General features: G+C 51.7%; 16 protein-coding genes. All 16 read left to right on the top strand.

Annotated features, from left to right (window positions below):
• Nucleotides 1–35: 35 nt before the first annotated feature.
• The 16 genes from OCV29_RS10315 to OCV29_RS10240 all read left to right on the top strand — a co-directional run bounded on the left by OCV29_RS10315 (nt 36) and on the right by OCV29_RS10240 (nt 20,192).
• Entirely contained in the window at nt 36–1,580 is a 1,545-nt protein-coding gene (locus OCV29_RS10315) for an ABC transporter substrate-binding protein (protein ID WP_245796965.1), read from the top strand.
• A gap of 46 nt (nt 1,581–1,626) precedes the next feature.
• The gene (locus OCV29_RS10310) at nt 1,627–2,550 is read left to right on the top strand and encodes an ABC transporter permease (RefSeq protein ID WP_073605449.1); all 924 of its coding nucleotides are present in this window, start codon (nt 1,627–1,629) and stop codon (nt 2,548–2,550) included.
• 5 nt (nt 2,551–2,555) lie between these two features.
• Nucleotides 2,556–3,404 carry an ABC transporter permease gene (locus tag OCV29_RS10305; protein WP_073605448.1) on the top strand — a complete coding sequence of 283 codons (849 nt, stop codon included), beginning with the start codon at nt 2,556–2,558 and terminating at the stop codon, nt 3,402–3,404.
• Nucleotides 3,401–5,332 (top strand): M14 family metallopeptidase, encoded by a 1,932-nt coding sequence (locus OCV29_RS10300; RefSeq protein WP_073605447.1) that lies wholly within the window; start codon nt 3,401–3,403, stop codon nt 5,330–5,332. The genes OCV29_RS10305 and OCV29_RS10300 overlap by 4 nt, the downstream gene beginning before the upstream one ends.
• Nucleotides 5,333–5,449: 117 nt before the next feature.
• On the top strand, nt 5,450–7,807 hold the full coding sequence (locus tag OCV29_RS10295) for a methyl-accepting chemotaxis protein (RefSeq protein WP_261887318.1): 2,358 nt from the start codon (nt 5,450–5,452) through the stop codon (nt 7,805–7,807).
• Between the two features lie 156 nt (nt 7,808–7,963).
• Nucleotides 7,964–9,490, top strand: a complete 1,527-nt coding sequence (locus tag OCV29_RS10290; RefSeq protein ID WP_073603977.1) for a M28 family metallopeptidase — start codon at nt 7,964–7,966, stop codon at nt 9,488–9,490.
• Nucleotides 9,491–9,978: 488 nt separating this feature from the next.
• Nucleotides 9,979–10,770, top strand: coding sequence for a transporter substrate-binding domain-containing protein (locus OCV29_RS10285; protein WP_073603919.1), 792 nt, complete (start codon nt 9,979–9,981; stop codon nt 10,768–10,770).
• 15 nt (nt 10,771–10,785) lie between these two features.
• On the top strand, nt 10,786–11,454 hold the full coding sequence (locus OCV29_RS10280; RefSeq protein ID WP_073603920.1) for an amino acid ABC transporter permease: 669 nt from the start codon (nt 10,786–10,788) through the stop codon (nt 11,452–11,454).
• A gap of 11 nt (nt 11,455–11,465) precedes the next feature.
• On the top strand, nt 11,466–12,116 hold the full coding sequence (locus OCV29_RS10275; protein WP_073603921.1) for an amino acid ABC transporter permease: 651 nt from the start codon (nt 11,466–11,468) through the stop codon (nt 12,114–12,116).
• Nucleotides 12,103–12,831, top strand: a complete 729-nt coding sequence (locus OCV29_RS10270) for an amino acid ABC transporter ATP-binding protein (RefSeq protein ID WP_073603922.1) — start codon at nt 12,103–12,105, stop codon at nt 12,829–12,831. Before OCV29_RS10275 ends, OCV29_RS10270 begins: the two co-directional genes overlap by 14 nt.
• Nucleotides 12,832–12,910: 79 nt before the next feature.
• Nucleotides 12,911–13,732: a MurR/RpiR family transcriptional regulator gene (locus OCV29_RS10265; protein ID WP_073603923.1), complete on the top strand. Its 822-nt coding sequence runs from the start codon at nt 12,911–12,913 to the stop codon at nt 13,730–13,732.
• Nucleotides 13,733–13,778: 46 nt separating this feature from the next.
• Nucleotides 13,779–14,795, top strand: a complete 1,017-nt coding sequence (locus OCV29_RS10260; protein ID WP_073603924.1) for a bile acid:sodium symporter family protein — start codon at nt 13,779–13,781, stop codon at nt 14,793–14,795.
• A gap of 2 nt (nt 14,796–14,797) precedes the next feature.
• Nucleotides 14,798–16,027, top strand: a complete 1,230-nt coding sequence (locus OCV29_RS10255) for an amidase (protein ID WP_073603925.1) — start codon at nt 14,798–14,800, stop codon at nt 16,025–16,027.
• Nucleotides 16,024–17,625 carry a gamma-glutamyltransferase family protein gene (locus tag OCV29_RS10250; protein ID WP_073603926.1) on the top strand — a complete coding sequence of 534 codons (1,602 nt, stop codon included), beginning with the start codon at nt 16,024–16,026 and terminating at the stop codon, nt 17,623–17,625. The genes OCV29_RS10255 and OCV29_RS10250 overlap by 4 nt, the downstream gene beginning before the upstream one ends.
• Nucleotides 17,622–18,914: a pyridoxal-phosphate-dependent aminotransferase family protein gene (locus OCV29_RS10245; RefSeq protein WP_084193320.1), complete on the top strand. Its 1,293-nt coding sequence runs from the start codon at nt 17,622–17,624 to the stop codon at nt 18,912–18,914. Before OCV29_RS10250 ends, OCV29_RS10245 begins: the two co-directional genes overlap by 4 nt.
• Nucleotides 18,915–18,941: 27 nt before the next feature.
• Nucleotides 18,942–20,192, top strand: a complete 1,251-nt coding sequence (locus tag OCV29_RS10240) for an allantoate amidohydrolase (protein ID WP_073603927.1) — start codon at nt 18,942–18,944, stop codon at nt 20,190–20,192.
• The last annotated feature ends 33 nt before the right edge of the window (nt 20,193–20,225 follow it).

The following is a 20,225-nucleotide window of genomic DNA, read 5'->3' as shown; positions in this document are numbered from 1 at the left end:
TCAACCAACAGCCCCTATGGATGGGAGACGCAAATATGGAGAGTCGTTCAATGATCAGAATCAAACCCACACATGTCCTGCAATCGCTGGTGCTTGCCGCCGGGCTCAGTTGTTCCACATGGAGTATGGCTGCCGGTACACTGACTGTGTCGTCACCGCAGGATCCCGGTAGCTGGGACCCGATTGATACGTTTCTGGTGAACTGGGCATCGGTGTCGACCAACATTTACGATGCTTTAATCTACCGCGGACCTGATCTCAGGTTGCAGCCGGGTCTGGCGACCTCATGGGAAGAACTTGATCAGGGGAAACGGATTCGTTTTCAATTGCGTCATCATGTGACATTTCATAATGGCGAACCTTTCAATGCGCAGGCCGTCAAATTTACCTTTGATCGTCTGTTGGGTGAAGAAGGGAAAAAAGGACCACAACGTTCGAACTATTCGGCGATCGACCATGTTGCCGTGGTCGATGATGATACCGTCGACTTCTTCCTCACAAAGACCGACCCGGTATTGTTGACCAAACTGGCCGGTTACGGTGCGATGATCGTACCGCCCAAATACATTCAGGAAAAGGGAGATGCCTATTTCAATACCCATCCTGTCGGTACCGGTCCGTTTCAGTTTGTTGATTATCAGCCTAAAGTCGGCATCCGGCTGAAAGCTTATCCGGGATTTTGGGGTGAAAAAGCAAAACTTTCTGAGCTGAACTATCGCTTTATTCCGGAACCATCAACCGCGGTTGCGGAGCTTCAGGCTGGCCGGGTCGATCTGGTGATCCCGCCGACGATTCCGATTGCGATGATTCCGGCTATTCAGGCGAATCCAAAGCTGGATATTGTGACGACGAAAGGGCCCGCTGTCTATGCGCTGCGGTTTAACACCCGATCGGGTATTACCAAAGATGTCAGGGTCAGAAAAGCCATGATTTACGGGGTTGATCGTCAGGCGATTATTGACTCGATTTTAGGCGGACAGGCATCTGCTATTGCCAGTTTTCAAAGTGCTGTTTCGTTTGGAAATGATCCGGCGATGAAACCCCTGCCTTATGACCCGGCAAAAGCGAAGCAGCTGCTGAAAGCCGCTGGTGTCAGGCCGGGCACAAAAGTTCAGATCGATATTCGTGGCAATAATGCCACCTTTAACGAAGTCGCTCAGGCGGTTGCCAGCTATCTGCAAATGATCGGTCTGAACGCGACGATTAAGCCGTATGAAACAAATGTGTTGCTCAATGACATTATTCCGTCCGGGAAGACCGGTGCGATGTTCCAGCAATCCTGGGGGGGCTGGACGTTTGATTATGACAATACCGCATACTTTATGTATCACACCGGTGAGAAATGGAACCCTTATGACAGCGATCCGAAAATGGATCAATTGCTTGAATCAGAGCGTTCCATCACCGATCAAACGAAACGCAAAGCAATTTTGCAGTCTGTGGCCCGTTATGCTGCCGACCGTGCGCTGGAAATGCCGCTGTACAACATCAATGAAATCTTTGGTCTTTCAAAACGGGTGAAACATTTTACGCCTGTTCCGGACAGCCGTCTGCGCTTAAATAAAGTGACGGTTGAATAGTCGTCCCTGATGGCGACCGCGACAATTTTCGGGGAAAGGAGATTTCATGCTTAATTTTTTACTGAAGCGGCTGTTTCAGGCTGTCTTTGTTTTTTTCGCTATCACTCTGGTGGTGGCTTATGCCATCCGGTTAACCGGCGATCCGGCATTGATGCTCACACAGGGAGCAGGCAGTGTGACGGAAGCGGATCTGGCTTTAATCCGGGAATCGCTGGGGCTGAACCGGCCGTTTCTGGTGCAGTATGCAGATTTTCTCCACGGTGTTCTGACCGGCAATTTTGGCCTCAGTTTTATGGGTGGTACGCCGGTTTCTCAGCTGATTGGTCAGGCTCTGCCTGCTACGCTGCTGCTGGCGGTGATTGTGATGATTGTATCCTCGCTGATCTCCATTCCTCTGGGGATTCAGGCGGCGGTCAGCCGGGGAAAATGGGTTGATCAGCTGATTCGTGTGACGTCGTTAATCGGGCTCTCTTTTCCCAATTTCTGGCTGGCACTCATGTTAGTACTGTGCTTCTCCATCTGGTTACAGTGGCTTCCCCCAAGCGGCATGAGTGATCCGGCCAGCTTTATTCTGCCGGCGGTGACCATGGCGGTGATTCTGACTGCCACCAATGTGCGTCTGGTCCGTTCCTCCATGCTGGAAACCCTTCAGGCACAATATGTCATGGTGGCGCGGGCGAAGGGGCTGAGTGAAACGAAAGTACTGTACAAACATGCGCTGCGTAATTGTGCGGTGCCGCTGATCACCTACTTTGGTTTGCAATTTGGTGGCTTGCTGGGCGGCATTGTGGTGATTGAGCGGGTGTTTAACTGGCCGGGCCTTGGCACGCTCGCTTTTGATGCTGTCAGCAGCCGGGATTACCCGGTTTTGCAGGCGGTGATTACCGTATTATCGATGCTGATTGTCGGCATCAATCTGCTGGTTGATATTGCCTATGGCCTGATTGATCCGCGTATCCGGACGGAGTAACAACGATGACAACACCTTCTTCACTGCGATTGCGTTATATGAATCCTGAATTTGTGATTGGCCTGTTGTTCACCGGTGGCATGGTGCTGCTGGTGCTGCTGTCCGATGTCATTTTTCAGGGAGCGGCAGACAAAATTAATCTGACTGCGCGACTGATAGCGCCATTGACGGATATGGCTCATCCGCTGGGCACCGATCCGCTGGGCAGGGATGTGTTTGCCCGTGTGGTCTCCGGTGGCGCAGTCTCTTTACAGGTTGGCATACTTTCTGTGCTCGGTGCGGTGATTTTCGGTGTGGTGATGGGACTGGTTTCCGGCTATTTTCGCGGATTCTGGGATATGTTTGTCATGCGTTTTGCGGATGTGCAGCTTGCCATGCCATTCATCCTGCTGGCGATTACCTTTATTGCGATTGTTGGCGGCGGACTGACGAACATGATCATGTTACTGATTGTGTCCCAGTGGGTGCAGTATGCCCGGCTGGTCCGCAGTTCGGTGCTGGCGCTGAGGGATCGGGAATTTATTCAGTCTGCCCATGCGATTGGTGTCAGTCATCTCCGGATTATTTTCAGCCATCTGCTGCCGAACTTAATGGGCCCGGTGATTGTACTGATGACGCTCAATGTGGCGAATAATATTTTGCTGGAAAGCAGCCTGACTTTTTTAGGGCTGGGCGTCGACCCGCTGACGCCCAGCTGGGGCGGGATGCTGGCTGACGGGCGAACCTATATTCAGACGGCCTGGTGGGTGAGCCTGTTTCCCGGTATGGCGATTTTGCTGACCGTTCTGGGGCTGAACCTGTTGGGTGACTGGCTGCGGGACATGCTTGACCCAACGGGGAGAACCAGCCGATGAAGCATTTATTGTCTCAAACCATTCCATCGACCGCCGGGATGATGATAAAGCACCTACCGGCCGTTTATGATCACCGCCACCATATTCAGTTATGGCTTTTTGCAGACAGGAAAACCCGGTGTCAGGTGGAAACGGCATTGCTCGCACAGGGAATTCAGGCTGAAGTGTTCAGTGCCTGTAAACCCCTGCTGGACTTTTTTCTTCGTCATGAACTGATTATTCGTCATGAGCTGATGCTTCGCCATGAACCTGTTTCCCGTGATGAACCTGTTTCCAGCCATGAACCTGTTTCCTGTTATAAACCAGGCAACCAAAGCGGTCCCAAAGTTTACCGGCTGAAAAATGAGACCGGCCAGATTGTTGAATTGAGTTCCTCTGACATTCAGCAGATTGAAGTGATTTATCCGCAGAGCCCGTGTGCATCGCCACGACGGTTTTTACTGGAAGCTTACCCGCTGTCAGCCATGGATGAACGGCTCTGTTTTACCGCAGCATCCACGACCGTTACAGCGCAGGTCATGGCAGCGCCGCATCATCTCTGGTATCAGGTCAGATTTCATTTAACCGGCGGTGAGAGTGAAATTATTCCGGTATTTGCACCCAATTACCGCCACCGTTCCATCACCGGCGCCCGACAGCTCAGCCCGACCGGCTGGATTAAGGTTTTCGCTGAAGATGGGCAGTCTCTGCGGGATGAACGGATAATCACCGATTACGAGCAGGCGTATCAGGCAGTAATGGGTGCTGTCTCATCCGCCGGGTGGCCGGATCAGGGCCCCTGCTTTGAGCGGTTATTGATCAGTATACAGGTTCCGGTTGCGGATGAAGCTGTGGGTTACGCAGAGGAACGGCTTAGTCTGAAAGAGGCATTGCATGAAGATCTGTACCTCTCGCTTCAGGCATGGTTTAAGCACCGGGAAGGAAAATCTGAGTCTGCACGTAATAGTCAGCCGGGACAGATTGTGCCGGATATTACCCATTCAGTCACCGGGAACTATTATCTGGAAGTGGCAACGGGTTCTTATGCGGTCGCAGACTGGGATCAAACCACTCAGGTTTTATCAGCAGCTGAACGACCATTGACCCTGTTTCAGGTCACACAGGAGCTGGCATCATTTGCCGGTCAGCCACTGCAGGCAGAAACCCGTACCGGCCGGAAGGTTTGTGCCCGGTACATTCAGGGCTCTGATCAGCCGGTGTTGATCAGCGGGGGACAGCATGCCAATGAAACGTCTGGTGTGGTCGGTGCACTGCGGGCTGCCCACGTGCTGGCGGCGAAGCCGGATGCCCATTTTGTGATTTCACCACTGGAAAACCCTGATGGTTATGCGCTCCATCAGCGCTTGATTCAGGACAATCCACACCACATGCATCATGCCGCGAGATATACAGCGCTTGGTGATGACCTCGAATACCGGACCAAAGCGCCGTGGTATGAAAAAGCGATTCGCCGGCAGGCGCTGGCAGTCAGTCAGGCGCAGCTGCATATCAATTTACATGGTTACCCGTCCCATGAATGGATCCGCCCGCTATCAGGTTATGTTCCGCAGGGATTTGACATGTGGACGATTCCGAAAGGGTTCTTTTTAATCATTCGCCATCAGGATTCACCACAATGGGCTGCGTATGCAGAGCGCTTTATTCAGGCGCTGACCCTGAAGCTCAACGACTATCCCGCTGTGATGGCAATCAACCAGCGTCAGATCACGTTATATGAGCAGCATGCCGGAGAGCATGGCTTCCGGATGGTCAATCAATATCCCTGCCTGATTTCTGCGGTCAGTGACCCGGATGTACCGCTACAGCTGATCACCGAATATCCGGATGAGACGATTTATGACAGCGAATTTATTGCTGCCCATGAGATTCAGATGGCGACAGTGCTGGCGGCTTATGAGGTGCATCAGTCGCTTTTTGTGTGGAAGTGATGAGCGATGTTTGCTTCGGAGTGGTGTGATACCACCCCGAAGCGCCCACCTCAACCCCGTATCCTGTTATCTTTGTCTATACTTCCCTCATTACGCAACAAATCGGTTAGGGATGATATGAGATTACAGACAAAGCTATTAGTCAGCTCCATCGCGCTTTCTGTCACGTGTGTGGTTGCCAGTTGTTTAACGCTGGGATGGCTGACTACCACTGAAGCAAAACAGCTGCTGCTGGCTAATGTTGAAAATCAACTGGTTGCCAGCCGGAATCAAACCGCCAAGCAGGTGGAAAATTATTTTCTTACCATTCGTGGCCAGATAAACAGTGCCTCAAAGAATCTGATGTATATTCAGGCCATGAAAGATTTTACGCAGGCTTTTTTCGAAAGACCTGTGCCTTCGGTGCCGCGTTCATCCCTCGGGCAATATTATCAGCAGGATTTCGCTCAGGAATACAGCAAACACAATGCCGGTAAAGCGCCTCCGGTCACGGAAATGCTGTCTGGCTTATCGGCGCGGACCAATGCATTTCAGCAGACGTTTATTGCTGACAACCCGGCCGCGCTTGGAGAAAAAGATAATCTGGTCAGCCTGAATGAGTCATCCGCTTATGCCCGCATGCACAGCAAATATCATCCGGCGATTCGCCAGTATCTGAATGACTTTGGCTTTTATGACATCTTTCTGGTTGAACCAAAGCAGGGGCATATTGTGTATTCGGTCTTTAAAGAACTCGATTTCGCAACATCACTGACAGATGGCCCTTATGCCAATACGGGGATCGGTCAGGTCTTTCAGCGTGTGATGCAAAGCCGTCAGATAGAAATGGGAGATTTTTCACCTTATTTGCCGTCTTACGACAATCAGGCGGCATTTATCGGCGCCCCCCTGACTGAAAACGGCCAGTTACTGGGGGTACTGATTTATCAGATGCCCATCGACAAACTGGATAAAATTATGACCCATGACAAAGACTGGGCCAATCAGGGGCTGGGCCGGACCGGAGAAACTTATCTGGTTGGTGACGATGGCTTGATGCGTTCCGATGCCCGGATGTTTGTCGAAGATGAGACGCACTATATTGACATCATGCGGCAGAACGGTCTTCCGGAGAGCGTATTAACACAAATACAGGCTCACCACACGACCATTGGCCTGCAACCGGTGAAGACACAGGTAAGCCGCGCGGCGTTAAATAATCAGGACGGTTTTATGCAGTCGAAAGGTTACCAGATGAAAGATGTGTTTTCGTCTTACAGGCCGCTGAATATTCTGGGATTGCACTGGGCCATTATCAGCGAAATTGAGACGGAGGAAGCGTTAATCCTGGCGCAACGGCTGGAAAGTAAAACCATGACGACGTTATGGCAGATTACAGTTCTTGCCGTTCTGGCCAGTATCCTGATTGGCTGGGTGCTTGCCCGGTCGGTTACCCGTCCGGTTACCTATATGCTGGATACGATTCAACAACTCTCATCCGGCAACGGTGATCTGACCATCCGCCTGAAAGAAAGAGGCAATGATGAATTAACAGTACTGGCAAAAGGCATCAACTATTTTGTTAATTATTTAGATGGCACCTTTGCCAACCTGCTGGGTTCGATTTTCCGGATGAAGCCGTTATCGGACGATGTCAGAGACATCAACCATCAGCTGGATCATCATGCGCAGGAAACACAACGTCAGTCGCATCTGGTGCGTGAGCAACTCGAGCGCTCTGTGGCAACCAGCCAGTCAGTGGAAGATGTGCTGAGCGAGATTAAAATTTCAGCGGAAGAATCGGCAAGAGAGCTGGGGACCGGCCGGACCACGGTGAAAACCACGGTGGATCGGATTCAGTCACTGGCCGGGGAAATTGAAGCGGTATCGGGTGCGATTGGTAAACTGAAACATGATACTGACGAAATTGTTCGTGTCGTCGATGTCATTAACGGCATCGCTGAACAGACCAATTTGCTCGCTTTGAATGCATCCATTGAAGCCGCAAGAGCCGGGGATATGGGACGTGGTTTTGCCGTCGTCGCGGATGAAGTGCGCCAGCTTGCCGCACGTACCCATGATTCCACCGAAGATGTGACCTCAATTGTGCAGACGATCAGCCAGAGTACGTCTCATGTGGTCGAGATTATGGAGAAAAGTCTGGTGACGACGAAGGCCTGTACCGGTGATGTGATGAAAACAGAAGAAAGCTGGAAAGATATCGAACAGGTCATGCATGCGATTGGCAAGAACGTGCAACAAATTGATTCGGTGATCCGGGAGCAGATCGCCCAGCTCGATGGTGTTTCCGACAATTTCCGTCATATGGATCAAAGCTTTGAAGCCACCAGTGAATCGATCAAACTCAATGGTGTGATTAGCCAGGACATTACTATGCTCGGAGATAAACTTCACGACCTGACCAAGACCTTTACCGTGTCGCAGAAGGAATTTTTGACTGGCAGAAGAGAATCGGTCCGGACGGATAAAGGTTAACACTTTATTAACAATATTGTGCCAATTGTTTCTTACATTTGGCATATGAATTAATTTTGTTACATCGATCCCTATTTTGAATGTGTTCTGATAGGTTAGGCGTTCTGATAACCGATAAAAACACATCGACAGGGAGATCCTATGAAATTAAATCACATCAGTCTGGCGGTGATACTGGCTTTGCTGAGTTCACCATCATCAGCCTCGCCGGCACCGCAGAAAATGAAAGCAGCAGAAAATGACAAAGTCTGGATTTCGATTGGGACTGATGCAAAAGAGACATTACTGAAATCACTCAGCCAGCCGGTGAAAACACAATCTGCCGTGGACAATCCGCTGGTTTGGGTCGGACAGGTTGATACACAGGATTTGGCTGAATTATCTCATAACATGCACGAAGATCATCACCGGTGTGGCGGGTATATGGTGCATGACTCGGAGCAAAGCGCTGTGGCGGCCAGCAGGATGGCACTGACCAGCAGCTCATTCAGCGGTGTTGAACTGAGTCAGCAGGCCACGGTTAAACCGTTATTACCCATGGTGAGTGCCGATCAGATTACCGATACGATTCGCAGCTTATCAGGCTTCACCAACCGGTTTTATACCACCACATCCGGCAAACAAGCCTCTGACTGGATTATGAATGACTGGAAATCGCTGACTTCCGGCTGGAAAGCCGCGTCTGTTACTCAGTTCAGTCACTCAGGCTATGATCAGAAATCGGTCATTCTGACCGTGGAAGGGTCTGAAAAACCAGATGAAATCATTGTGATTGGGGGGCATCTGGATTCCACGGTCGGATCCCGGACCAATGAGCAGAGTGTTGCGCCCGGAGCCGACGATGATGCGTCGGGTATTGCCAGCGTGACAGAAATTATCCGGGTGTTGTCAGAAAACAACTTTCAACCCAGGCGAACTATTGCATTTATGGCCTATGCTGCTGAAGAAGTGGGCTTGAGAGGGTCGCAGGATATTGCCAGTCAATATCAGTCAGACGGGAAAAATGTACTGTCTGTGATGCAGCTGGATATGACCAACTATCATGGTTCGGATGAAGATATCGTCTTTATGTCCGACTATACGGACAGCAACCTGAATACATTCATGACGACCTTACTGGATGAATATCTGCCGGATTTGAAGTATGGCTTTGATCAGTGTGGTTACGGTTGTTCGGATCATGCTTCATGGCATCAGTCAGGGTATGCAGCAACGATGCCGTTTGAGGCGAAATTTAATCAGGATAACCCAAGAATTCACACCTCAAATGACACGTTGTCAAATTCAGACCAAGAGGGAAAACACGCGCAGAAATTCGCCCGGCTCGGGCTCGCTTATATCATTGAGATGGCGAATTCAGCCGTAAAAGCGGATCAAACGCCGGTGTTGAAAGTAGGCACACCGTTGACCGGCCTGAGTGGCAGTTCATCGGGGATGAGCTGGTATAATCTGGAGCTGCCATCATCCGGCTCCGTCACCATTTCGATTTCCGGTGGCTCTGGTGATGCAGACCTGTATGTTAAATATGGCAGCAAAGCCAGTACCAGTAACTATGATTGCCGTCCTTATCGCAGCGGGAACAATGAAACCTGTACTATCAGTCAGGCAGAAGCCGGGACTTACTCCATCATGCTGCGGGGTTACTCGTCTTACGCTGGCGTGACATTAAAGGCGACAAACTGAGCGGCAGAGCCCCGGGATGGGGTCATGCGTGTCTCGGTTTGATATCTGCCTGAGTGGCCCATGATGAGAAACAGGCATTCAGAACAGCCTCTGACATCATGTGTCTTTTAGTTCAAGAGAAGGAGCGTTCGCGCTCCTTTTTCAGGTAATTGCCTTCAGGTGATTGCCTTCAGGTGATTGCCGCTGGTTTTTTACGATGCCTTTCAACCGGGTTCCCGGACAGACGATGTTTCTAAAATACAGCTTAATCACGGAGCGCATTCAATCAGAGCGCTTTGTAACGATTGCACCATAATGATCGATCTGTGCACCAAAAGTTTCACGATCAGCGCTTTTCCCTGAGTAAGGTGATAGTAAGAAAGATAGATAACTCATATTTTTCAATGAGTTATTTTTATTTTTATCTTTGGCACATTCGTTGCAGATAGTTATATCAGTGTTTCATGCGTTTCATTGTTTTATATTTCATTGCTGATAAGGAGATACAGATGAAATTATTTGCTGCAATTACAGGGATGCTGATGTCTGTCAGTCTGCTGACAGGTATTTCTGCTGCGCAGGCCGACCAACTCGACTCGGTACAAAAAAGCGGTGTGCTTAAAGTGGCGGTGCCACAGGACTTCCCGCCATTTGGTTCAGTTGGTACTGATCTCAAACCTCACGGATATGATATCGACATGGCCGCTTATCTGGCGAAAAAACTGAATGTGAAACTGAAGCTGGTGCCGGTAACCAGTGCTAACCGGATTCCATATCTGCAAACCGGTAAAGTGGATTTGGTGATCTCCAGTATGGGGAAAAACCCACAGCGTGAAAAAGTCGTCGACTTCACGCAGGCATACGCACCTTTCTATTTAGGCGTATTTGGCTCGGCGGGTGAGCAAGTGACCAAAGCTGCGGACCTGAGCGGTAAAACGGTCGGTGTGACCCGTGGTTCGGTTGAAGATCTGGAGCTGAGCAAACTGGCTCCTTCAGATACCACAATCAAACGTTTTGAAGATAATAACGCAACCTTGTCATCATTTTTGTCCGGACAGGTGAGCCTGATTGCAACCGGTAATCTGGTGGTGACTGAAATCGCGACCCGTTATCCGGGCAAAGCACCACAAACCAAGTTTATGCTGAAAAACTCACCTTGCTACGTTGGGGTGATGAAAGGAGAAAAAGCGCTGCTGGAGAAAGTGAACGCTTTGATCACCGAAGCGAAAAAAGACGGTGTGCTGGAAGGTTTTTCCCAGAAATGGCTGAAAGCACCTTTCCCGGCTGATTTAGGCGCATAAGCGGAAGGATGAACGATGAGTTATCAGCTGGACTTTAGCGGATTAACCCCTTACCTGCCACAGTTTGTGGCAGGGCTGGAAACCACCATTGGATTGACTGTGATTTCAACGGTCAGCGGCCTGCTACTCGGCACGCTTTGTGCCGCAGCAAAAACCAGCCGGGTGCAATGGCTGCGTTTTCTCTGTACCTGTTACGTGGAGGTGATTCGGAATACTCCGTTTATCGTACAGCTGTTTTTTATCTTTTTCGGTCTGCCGGCCATCGGGCTCAAGCTGACGGCATGGCAGGCCGGGCTGCTGGCAATGGTCATCAATCTGGGGGCTTATTCTGCCGAGATTATCCGCGCCGGGATTGATGCCACGCCCAAAGGCCAGTGGGAAGCCGGTAAAACGCTCGGCCTGACCCGGTTGCAGATTTTTACCCGGATTGTGTTGCCACCGGCTTATCAGCGGGTGTATCCGGCGATTGTCAGTCAGTGCATCATTGTGATGCTTGGTTCGGCCGTTGTCTCACAGATTTCTGTGGAAGATCTGACCTTTGCCGCGAACTTTGTGCAGTCAAGAAGCTTTCTGAGCTTTGAATCTTACATGCTGACCGCTGTGATTTATCTGCTGTTAGCGATTGTCATGCGTCAGGTCTTTGCACTGGTCAAACGTATGATATTTAAAAATCCCTCGCTTTAGGAGCGCCGATTATGATGCAATTTACGGACTGGGATATTGTGACCAGTTTACTGATGGCCGCACGCTGGACACTGGCGTTGTCACTGATCGCATTTATCGGTGGCGGTTTGCTGGGGTTGGTGCTGACCCTGCTGCGCAGTACCCGCAATCCGGCGTTCACTTTCATCATTCAATGCTATGTTGAACTGTTTCAGGGCACGCCGCTGCTGATGCAACTGTTTCTGGCCTTTTTCGGGTTGTCGCTGATGGGCATTGAAGTCAGTGCCTGGACGGCTGCCGGATTATCTCTGACGTTATTCAGCAGTGCATTTTTTCACGATATCTGGCGGGGTTGTATTGAATCACTGCCCAAAGGACAGTGGGAAGCCTGCCGGACACTCGGGCTGACTTACCTGCAAACCATGCGTTATGTCATTGCCCCGCAAGCTGCGAGAACGGCGATTGCGCCAACTGTTGGCTTCTCCGTTCAGATCGTCAAAGGGACGGCTTTAGCCTCAATTATTGGTTTTGTGGAGTTAACCAAGGCCGGAACCATGCTCAATAACGCCACATTTCAGCCCTTTAAAGTCTTCGCTCTGGTGGCGGTGATCTATTTTGCTATCTGTTTTCCGCTTTCTGCATTCGCCCGTTATCTGGAGGCCCGCAATCATGTCAGTCGTTAGTGTTGAAAAAGTCCATAAATTTTATGGCGAAAATCATGTATTAAAAGGGGTTGATCTGAAAATCAATCAGGGTGAAGTGGTCTCGATTATTGGCCGCAGCGGGTCCGGTAAAAGTACCTTGTTGCGTTGTATGAACGGGCTGGAAGATTATCAGGACGGCGTGATTATTGTTGATAATCAGGCGGTTGAAAATGACGACTATAAATTACGCCTGCTCAGCCGCAGCGTGGGGATGGTGTTTCAGAGTTTTAACTTATTTCCGCATATGACGGTCGGTGAAAATATTATGCTGGCACCGGAGCTGGTGCTGAAACAGAGCCGGGAAGCTTGTGAAACGCAGGCCAAAGCGCTGCTGGAAAAAGTCGGGCTGGGAGATAAGTTTGATGCATATCCGGCCAATTTATCGGGCGGACAGCAACAGCGGGTTGCGATTGCCCGGTCACTGGCGATGAACCCGAAGGTTCTGCTGTGTGATGAAATCACTTCCGCACTTGACCCGGAGCTGGTCGGGGAGGTGTTGAAAGTGCTGGAGCAGCTCAAAGCAGAAGGGATGACTCTGATTCTGGTTACCCATGAAATGAACTTTGCCCGTGATGTCGGTGATCGCGTGGTGTTTATGAATCAGGGCAAAGTCTGGGAAACCGGCGTCAGCGAAGACGTGTTTGCTGCGCCGCAAACACCTGAGCTGCAAAGTTTTCTTTCGGCGGTACGTTAAGCCTGGCTTTCGTCTGGATTGATACCAACCGTATTGAATACCTGATTAGAAAACAAATGGAATTGGTAACGGAGTTCTGATGACAAATCATCATTCATTAAGTGAACGAATCACTCAACATTATTCCCGTTTGACGGAAAGCAGCCGCCGGGTGGCCGATTTTCTCCAGTTTAACCCGGAAAAAATACTGATGCTTTCAACGGCTGAAATTGCAGAAGCCTGTGCCGTTTCCAAGACCAGCGTCAGCCGTTTCATCCGGCAAATGGGGTATGATGATCATCCAGCCCTGCGCAGAGAGCTGATGCAGGAAAGAGAGCAAGGCGTGCCGGTTTTGACTTCTGGTGTGGATGATCCGGGTATCCAGCATGAGATACAGGCACTGGAACAACTGTCAGCACAACTGGCGGCGATGGAGATATCTGAGCTGATTGAGCAAATGGTTCGTGCCAGACGGGTCAAAGTGATTGGTTACCGCAACAGCTATCCGCTGGCGATGCACTTTCGCCAGCAACTGATGCAGTGCAGAACAGATGTTGATTTACTGCCACTGCCGGGGCAGACCATCGGAGAAGATCTGGTTTCTGTCACGGAAGATGACTTCGTGGTGCTGTTTGGTATTCGCCGCCGGATCAGCCATTTTGAGCAGCTGATTGCGCAGCTGCAGGGCAAACCGTGTCTGCTCATTACCGATCAGTCCGGGCAAAAGTACGCAGACCGGGTGACACATGTTATCTTCTGCCATATGAATAATCAGGCGCCTCTGGACAGCTATGCCGTACCAATGAGCCTGATCTCTTATCTGGTCAATCAGGTCTACCGCCATGTTGGGCCGGAGGCGGCGAAACTAAGCCGGAATATTGCCCGGAGTTATTCGGAACTGGACGAACTGGAGTCTTCATAAATTCCCGGACGAGACGGGTGTATCACAGCAGGAAATAAATAATACAATGAATATATTGGCAAAAATAAAAAAAGAATGGTTTCTGGCGGGGATGGTCGCTGCAATTTTGCTGGCCACAGTCACTTCTGATATTGGCCGGACCGGAGGCGTCATTTATCTCGATAAACTCACCGGTATCGGGGTTGCGATTGTCTTTTTCCTTCATGGATTAGGTCTCTCTCCCAAAGCGATTAAAGCCGGTGTAACCAACTGGCGTTTACATATTTACATCCAGATGGCGACCTTTGTGGTTTATCCGCTGATCTGGGTCATTTTCGGCAAAGCGTTTTTGAGTGCAATGCCCTCTGCACTGGCGTTTGGCTTCTGTTATCTGCTGGTGCTGCCAAGCACGATTTCTTCTTCTGTTGCGATGACGAGTGTCGGCAAAGGCAACGTGCCCGGAGCGATCTTTAATGCGTCGTTGTCGAGTATTCTCGGGGTGTTCATCACGCCGTTCCTGATTCAGTTTTTTATGGGCTTTGCCGGGGTTCATCTGGACTTACTTGCATCCGTGATTTCGATTTCCAAACTGCTGCTGTTGCCGATGATTGCCGGTCAGTTACTGCGGCCATATCTGGTGAAATTCACCGAACGACACAAAAAAGTCGTCAATAAAGTGGATAAAATTGTCATTCTGCTGATTGTGTACAACGCATTCTGCGACTCAGTGGAAAAAGGCATCTGGCATGAATTTTCGGTGAGCCTGCTGGCGCTGTCGGTCGGGGTTTGTATTGTCACGCTGCTTCTGATGGTGCACCTGATTCAGTGGGGGGCCCGTCGATTACCTTTTGATTTACCCGACGAAGTTGCCGCCGTGTTCTGTGGTACGAAAAAAACGCTGGCAGCCGGAATTCCGATGGCTAAAGTTATCTTTGGGGCTGACCCTTCGCTGGGAATGATATTGCTGCCGATTATGCTGTATCACCCGCTGCAGATTTTTTATTGTGCGATTTTAGCGAACCGCTATGCGCGGCAGAGTGAAATATCTGAGGGTGCATCAGCGGATACGTCCGTAAGGGGATAGTGATGAAAAGAGATAGCCGGATATATTGCCATCAGGGACCCGATTATCTGCCCTCAATGCAGGGCGGTGAGTTGTCCGGTACCGGGTTTGTCTTCAAAGATCTGTTTGATGTTGCCGGTTATACCACCGGTGCCGGGAATCCGCAGTGGCTGGCGACACACCCGCAGGCAGACGCAACATCTCCGCTGATTTCTGCTCTGCTTCGCCATGGCGCTGAGTGCGTCGGGCGGGTGCAGACCGATGAACTGGCTTACAGCCTGAACGGGCAGAATGTTCACTACGGAACGCCGGTCAACCCGGCAGCACCCGATTGTCTGCCCGGTGGTTCATCCAGCGGCTGCGCTGTCGCTGTGGCGGCCGGAGACTGCGACTTTGCCATCGGGACAGACACCGGCGGCTCGGTACGGGTACCGGCGAGTTATTGTGGGTTGTTCGGGTTGCGGCCTGCGCTGGGCAGCCTGAATCTGAACGCTTGCTTTGAACTGGCAAAAAGTTTTGATACAGCGGGCATTCTCAGCCGTGATCTGTCGCTATTACGTCAGGTATGGCAAGTGTTATCTGCCACAACATTGCCATTAGCTGAGAAGCAAAAGAGTGGTGACACTGTCACTTGTTCGGCGCTTTATCTGGACAATCAATGTGCTGAATATCTGAGCGAACCACGGTTTCAGCGCTTGCAACAGTGGTGTCGTGCGGCCGGAGTTTCACTGGTGCATGGGGATTTTCTGACCGCACAGGGCTGGACGCTGAGTGAACTCAGTCTGCTGTTTCGCACCATACAGGGACACGAAATTATTCAGAAACACGACCCCTGGCTGACCCGGCATGGCGCAAGCCTGGATCCGGCTATCTGGGAGCGGGTGATATGGGCCCGTTCCGTGACACAGGAACAACTCGGTTTTGCATTGCAAAAGCAGGCGATTTTCAAACTTCAGCTGACCGATCATCTGAAACAGGTCAATGCATTGTGGGTATTACCGACCACACCTTCCGGGCCACCGGCATTAACCATGCCTGTGGATGAATTAGCGGTGTATCGCAGTCAGCTGATGGGGCTGACCAGCCTTGCCGGACTCAGTGGTATGCCTCAGCTGCATTTACCGATGCATGATTTACCTGAAGGACCGTGTGGAATGTCTTTACTGGGACAGGCGGGTCAGGAAGAAGATTTAATCGCAACCGGAGTCAAACTGACTGCTGAAGAAGCACAGCGCCAGGGAGAGGTCTCATGAGTTATCAGACAGCATTCACCGCACCCCATCATTTGGCGGCCCAAACCGGACAACAGATCCTTGATTCGGGCGGAACGGCCTGTGAAGCGATGGTGGCTGCGGCGGCGATGATTGCGGTGCAATATCCGCATATGAACGGTCTTGGCGGCGACAGCTTCTGGCTGATTGCCAAACCTGGCCAGCCTCCGGTGGCGATTGATGGCTGTGGCGCGGCGGCACTGGCAATCGATGTCGATGCGTATCGCGCCGGTGGTGATGCGCTGCCTGAGTCTGGCGGCAGTGCTGCAATTACTATGGCGGGGACAGTCTCTGCGTGGCAAAAAGCACTGGCGATCAATCCCGGCCGGAAGACACTGGGGGAGTTATTGTCTCCGGCGGCTGTTGCGGCAGCGCAGGGCATTGAAGTGACACAAAGTCTGGCGGCGGCCAGTGAGAAAACCCGGCCCCGTTTTCGCGGACTGGATGCATTCGCACACACTTTTTTACCTTCGGGTCATCTGCTTCAGCCCGGTGATACTGTGGTGAACCCGGCGCTGGCCAAAACGCTCAACACGCTGGCAGAGCAAGGGCTGGATGATTTTTACCGCGGTGGACTGGCACAACGTATGGCGCAGGATCTGGCAGCGGCTGGCAGCCCGATCACACTGGCGGATTTTCATCATCATCAGGCCCGTGTGATGCAGCCACTGACGGTACAGACGTCCAAAGGTCAATTATATAATCTGGGCGCTCCGACGCAGGGGATCGCATCGCTGCTGATTCTGGCAATTTATGATCGTCTGGCAGCGCAGGCCAAAACGGAAACCGACCACGTTCATCTGCTGGTGGAAGCCACCAAGCAGGCATTTATCATTCGTGATCGTGAAGCGGGTGATGAAAGCTGCCTGACCCGACCGCTGCAACACTGGCTGGATGATAGCGTGGTTGAACAATGTACTGATCAGGTTTCCCTGACCCGCGCGCTGCCATGGCCGCATCAGGCACAGCCCGGCGATACCGTCTGGATGGGGGCGACAGATAAAGATGGCACTATGGTGAGCTTTATTCAAAGTGTGTACTGGGAATTCGGGTCCGGTGTGCTGCTGCCGGAAACCGGGATCGTGTGGAACAACCGCGCCAAAAGCTTTTCACTTTCCGCTGCACATCACAATGTTCTGGCTCCGGGTAAAAAGCCATTTCATACCCTGAATCCGGCCTATGCTGAGCTGGCTGACGGACGGCGGATGGTTTATGGCACTATGGGCGGAGAAGGACAGCCGCAGACGCAGTCCTGCCTGTTCAGCCGCTATTTATATCAGAATTATCCGCTCCGGGATGCCGTGGCAGCCCCCCGCTGGCTGCTGGGCAGAACCTGGGGCGATGACACACATCATCTGCGTCTCGAGCAGGCGTTGTATGACCAGTGTGCTGACGCACTCAAACAACGGGGCCACGATGTGATTGCTGTGGCCGATCGCAATGAACTCATGGGACACGCCGGTGCCATTGTACTGGATGCGCAGGGCGCGGTGACAGCAACCAGTGACCCGCGCAGTGACGGGACCAGCTTTTCCGGTTCTGAGGATACCGGAGTCAGTTTAAACGGAGAGAACCAATGACCAGTCAGGCTAAGCTTATTAAGACCGGGTTAATTAAAACTGGGTTAGTTGAAAATCAGTCAGTTGAAACCCAGCTATTTGAAACACTGAACCCACCACAACGGATGTTGATGGGACCGGGACCGATTAATGCGTATCCACGTGTGCATCAGGCGATTTCCCAGTCACTGATTGGTCAGTACGATCCGGTGATGACCGGGTATATGAATCAGGTGCAGTCGCTGTATCGGGGCGTGTTTGAGACGCGAAATCAGCAGACAATGCTGATCGATGGTACGGCCCGATCAGGGATTGAAGCGGTACTGGTTTCGGTGCTCAAGCCCGGTGACAAAGTACTGATCCCCGTTATTGGTCGCTTCGGGCACTTGCTGTGTGAAATTGCCCGGCGGGTCGGCGCGGAAGTCAGAACTATTGATATCCCATGGGGGGAAGTTTGTCCGCCGGAAAAAGTAGCCGCTGAGATGAAAGCCTTTCAGCCTAAACTGCTGGCGACGGTGCAGGGCGATACATCCACCACCATGAACCAGCCACTGGCTGAACTGGGTGAGATTTGTCATCAGCATGGTGTGTTGTTTTACTGTGATGCAACGGCCTCGGTAGCAGGGAATGAATTGAAGACAGACGCATGGCATTTAGATGCGGTTTCTGTCGGATTACAGAAGTGTCTGGGCGGGCCTTCCGGTTCAGCACCGATCACGCTCAGCGACCAGTGTGCAGAGGTGATCAACCGTCGTAAACATGTGGAAGCCGGGATTCGTGCCGATCACCATACGCAGGGCGAAGACACGATGATTCAGTCGAACTACTTTGATCTGGCGATGGTGATGGATTATTGGGGGCCGGAGCGTCTGAACCATCATACCGAGGCGACCAGCATGTTATACGCGGCGCGCGAATGTGCCCGGATTTTCCTTGAAGAAGGTGCAGCGCAGGTGATCGCCCGCCACAAACAGGCTGGTGGTGCGATGGCAGCCGGATTACAGGCAATGGGTCTGAAACTGTTTGGTAATCAGGCATACCGGATGAATAATGTGGTTGGGGTCTATATTCCGGAGACAGTCGATGGCGACACGGTTCGCCTTGAACTGCTAAAACGTTTCGGTATTGAGATCGGCACTTCGTTCGGGCCGTTGCACGGTAAAATCTGGCGGATTGGCACCATGGGTTACAACGCCCGTCAGGAATGTGTATTAGCGACCTTAGCCGCGCTGGAAGCGATGCTGATCAAGCATAAAGCCCGGATTGAACCGGGCGTCGCGGTAGCCGCTGCGATGGACTATTTTGGCTAAGTTTTGGCTAAGCAGGAAGGAACGCCAATGATAACAACACAAAGCCGGGTGACGATGAAGAACCGGGCGACACGCCTGATGGAACAGGCTGATATTCTGGCGGGTTACAGTGAAAGTCAGACTGAACTGACCCGTGCTTATTTAACCCCGCAGCACCGGGCTGCGCATGATCAACTGGCAAAATGGATGCAGAGCGCCGGGCTGGATACATGGGAAGACAGTGCAGGAAATCAGTGGGGAAGAAAACCGGCTGCCGATCCACACGCGCCGGTGTTAATTCTTGGCTCTCACAGTGATACCGTGATCAATGCCGGAAAGTATGATGGTAATCTGGGAGTATTGCTGGCGATTGAAACGCTGGCCTTGCTGCGTGAACAGGTATTTCCGTTTCACATTGATGTGGTTGCTTTTGCTGATGAAGAAGGCACCCGGTTTGATACCACGCTGATTGGTTCAGCGGCTGTTGCGGGTTGTTTTCAGTCCGGATGGTTGGATGTGAAAGATGCCGATGGGGTGACCATGGCACAGGCAATGCGGGAGTTTGGTCTTGATCCGGACAAAGCCGGCTCAGATGCCCGTAAGCCGGAAGATACACTGGCCTATCTGGAAGTACATATCGAGCAGGGACCAGTGCTGGAAGCGGAAAATCTGCCGGTCGGTGTGGTCACCGGTATTGCCGGAGCAAAGCGGTTTCAGTGTCAGGTTCGGGGGGAAGCCGGACATGCAGGCACGGTTCCGGTCTCTTATCGCCATGATGCCTTGTGTGGTGCGGCGGAAATGATCAGCTGCATTGAAGCATTTGCCCGTGAGCATGAGATCGTTGCCACAGTGGGAAAATGCGATGTGCTGCCGGGGGCGGTCAATGTGATTCCCGATGATGTGCGCTTCACCATTGATATCCGCAGCTTGTCTCAGTCGCAGCTGGAGCAGTGTACACAGCAGCTTTTCTCCCGGCTTGAGAACATTGCCCATCAGCGTCAGCTGGAGCTGGACTATGAAAATCTCTATCAGGCACCGGCAGTCCTCTGTGATGAAACCCTTCAGCAGCAGTGGGCCTCTGCGGTCGAGACGGTCACCCGCAAGCCGCCCCGGTTTCTGCCCAGCGGTGCCGGGCATGATGCGCTGGCAATGGCAGAACTGACCAGTGTCGGGATGCTGTTTGTGCGCTGTGAAAAAGGTATCAGCCATCATCCGGCAGAGCAGGTCACCGCTGAAGATGTTGAGGTTGCACTTGCGTGTTTGGCTGAAATGGTTACCGGGTTTGATGCCGGTCATTGAGACCGGCTATTTTCTGATGTGCCGGAATGAGCT

The organism is Vibrio aerogenes (assembly GCF_024346755.1).
GTDB classification, from domain to species: Bacteria; Pseudomonadota; Gammaproteobacteria; order Enterobacterales; family Vibrionaceae; genus Vibrio; species Vibrio aerogenes.
Note: the sequence above shows the minus strand (reverse complement) of the source record. Positions and strands in the feature narration are given on the sequence as shown.

Excerpts from the sequence above, each read along its gene's own strand:
- OCV29_RS10315 (WP_245796965.1), top strand. The coding sequence starts at position 36 with ATGGAGAGTCGTTCAATGATCAGAATCAAACCCACACATGTCCTGCAA.
- OCV29_RS10265 (WP_073603923.1), top strand. The coding sequence starts at position 12,911 with ATGACAAATCATCATTCATTAAGTGAACGAATCACTCAACATTATTCC.
- OCV29_RS10285 (WP_073603919.1), top strand. The coding sequence starts at position 9,979 with ATGAAATTATTTGCTGCAATTACAGGGATGCTGATGTCTGTCAGTCTG.
- OCV29_RS10250 (WP_073603926.1), top strand. The coding sequence starts at position 16,024 with ATGAGTTATCAGACAGCATTCACCGCACCCCATCATTTGGCGGCCCAA.
- OCV29_RS10240 (WP_073603927.1), top strand. The coding sequence starts at position 18,942 with ATGATAACAACACAAAGCCGGGTGACGATGAAGAACCGGGCGACACGC.
- OCV29_RS10275 (WP_073603921.1), top strand. The coding sequence starts at position 11,466 with ATGATGCAATTTACGGACTGGGATATTGTGACCAGTTTACTGATGGCC.
- OCV29_RS10280 (WP_073603920.1), top strand. The coding sequence starts at position 10,786 with ATGAGTTATCAGCTGGACTTTAGCGGATTAACCCCTTACCTGCCACAG.
- OCV29_RS10270 (WP_073603922.1), top strand. The coding sequence starts at position 12,103 with ATGTCAGTCGTTAGTGTTGAAAAAGTCCATAAATTTTATGGCGAAAAT.
- OCV29_RS10305 (WP_073605448.1), top strand. The coding sequence starts at position 2,556 with ATGACAACACCTTCTTCACTGCGATTGCGTTATATGAATCCTGAATTT.
- OCV29_RS10245 (WP_084193320.1), top strand. The coding sequence starts at position 17,622 with ATGACCAGTCAGGCTAAGCTTATTAAGACCGGGTTAATTAAAACTGGG.
- OCV29_RS10300 (WP_073605447.1), top strand. The coding sequence starts at position 3,401 with ATGAAGCATTTATTGTCTCAAACCATTCCATCGACCGCCGGGATGATG.
- OCV29_RS10310 (WP_073605449.1), top strand. The coding sequence starts at position 1,627 with ATGCTTAATTTTTTACTGAAGCGGCTGTTTCAGGCTGTCTTTGTTTTT.
- OCV29_RS10260 (WP_073603924.1), top strand. The coding sequence starts at position 13,779 with ATGAATATATTGGCAAAAATAAAAAAAGAATGGTTTCTGGCGGGGATG.
- OCV29_RS10295 (WP_261887318.1), top strand. The coding sequence starts at position 5,450 with ATGAGATTACAGACAAAGCTATTAGTCAGCTCCATCGCGCTTTCTGTC.
- OCV29_RS10255 (WP_073603925.1), top strand. The coding sequence starts at position 14,798 with ATGAAAAGAGATAGCCGGATATATTGCCATCAGGGACCCGATTATCTG.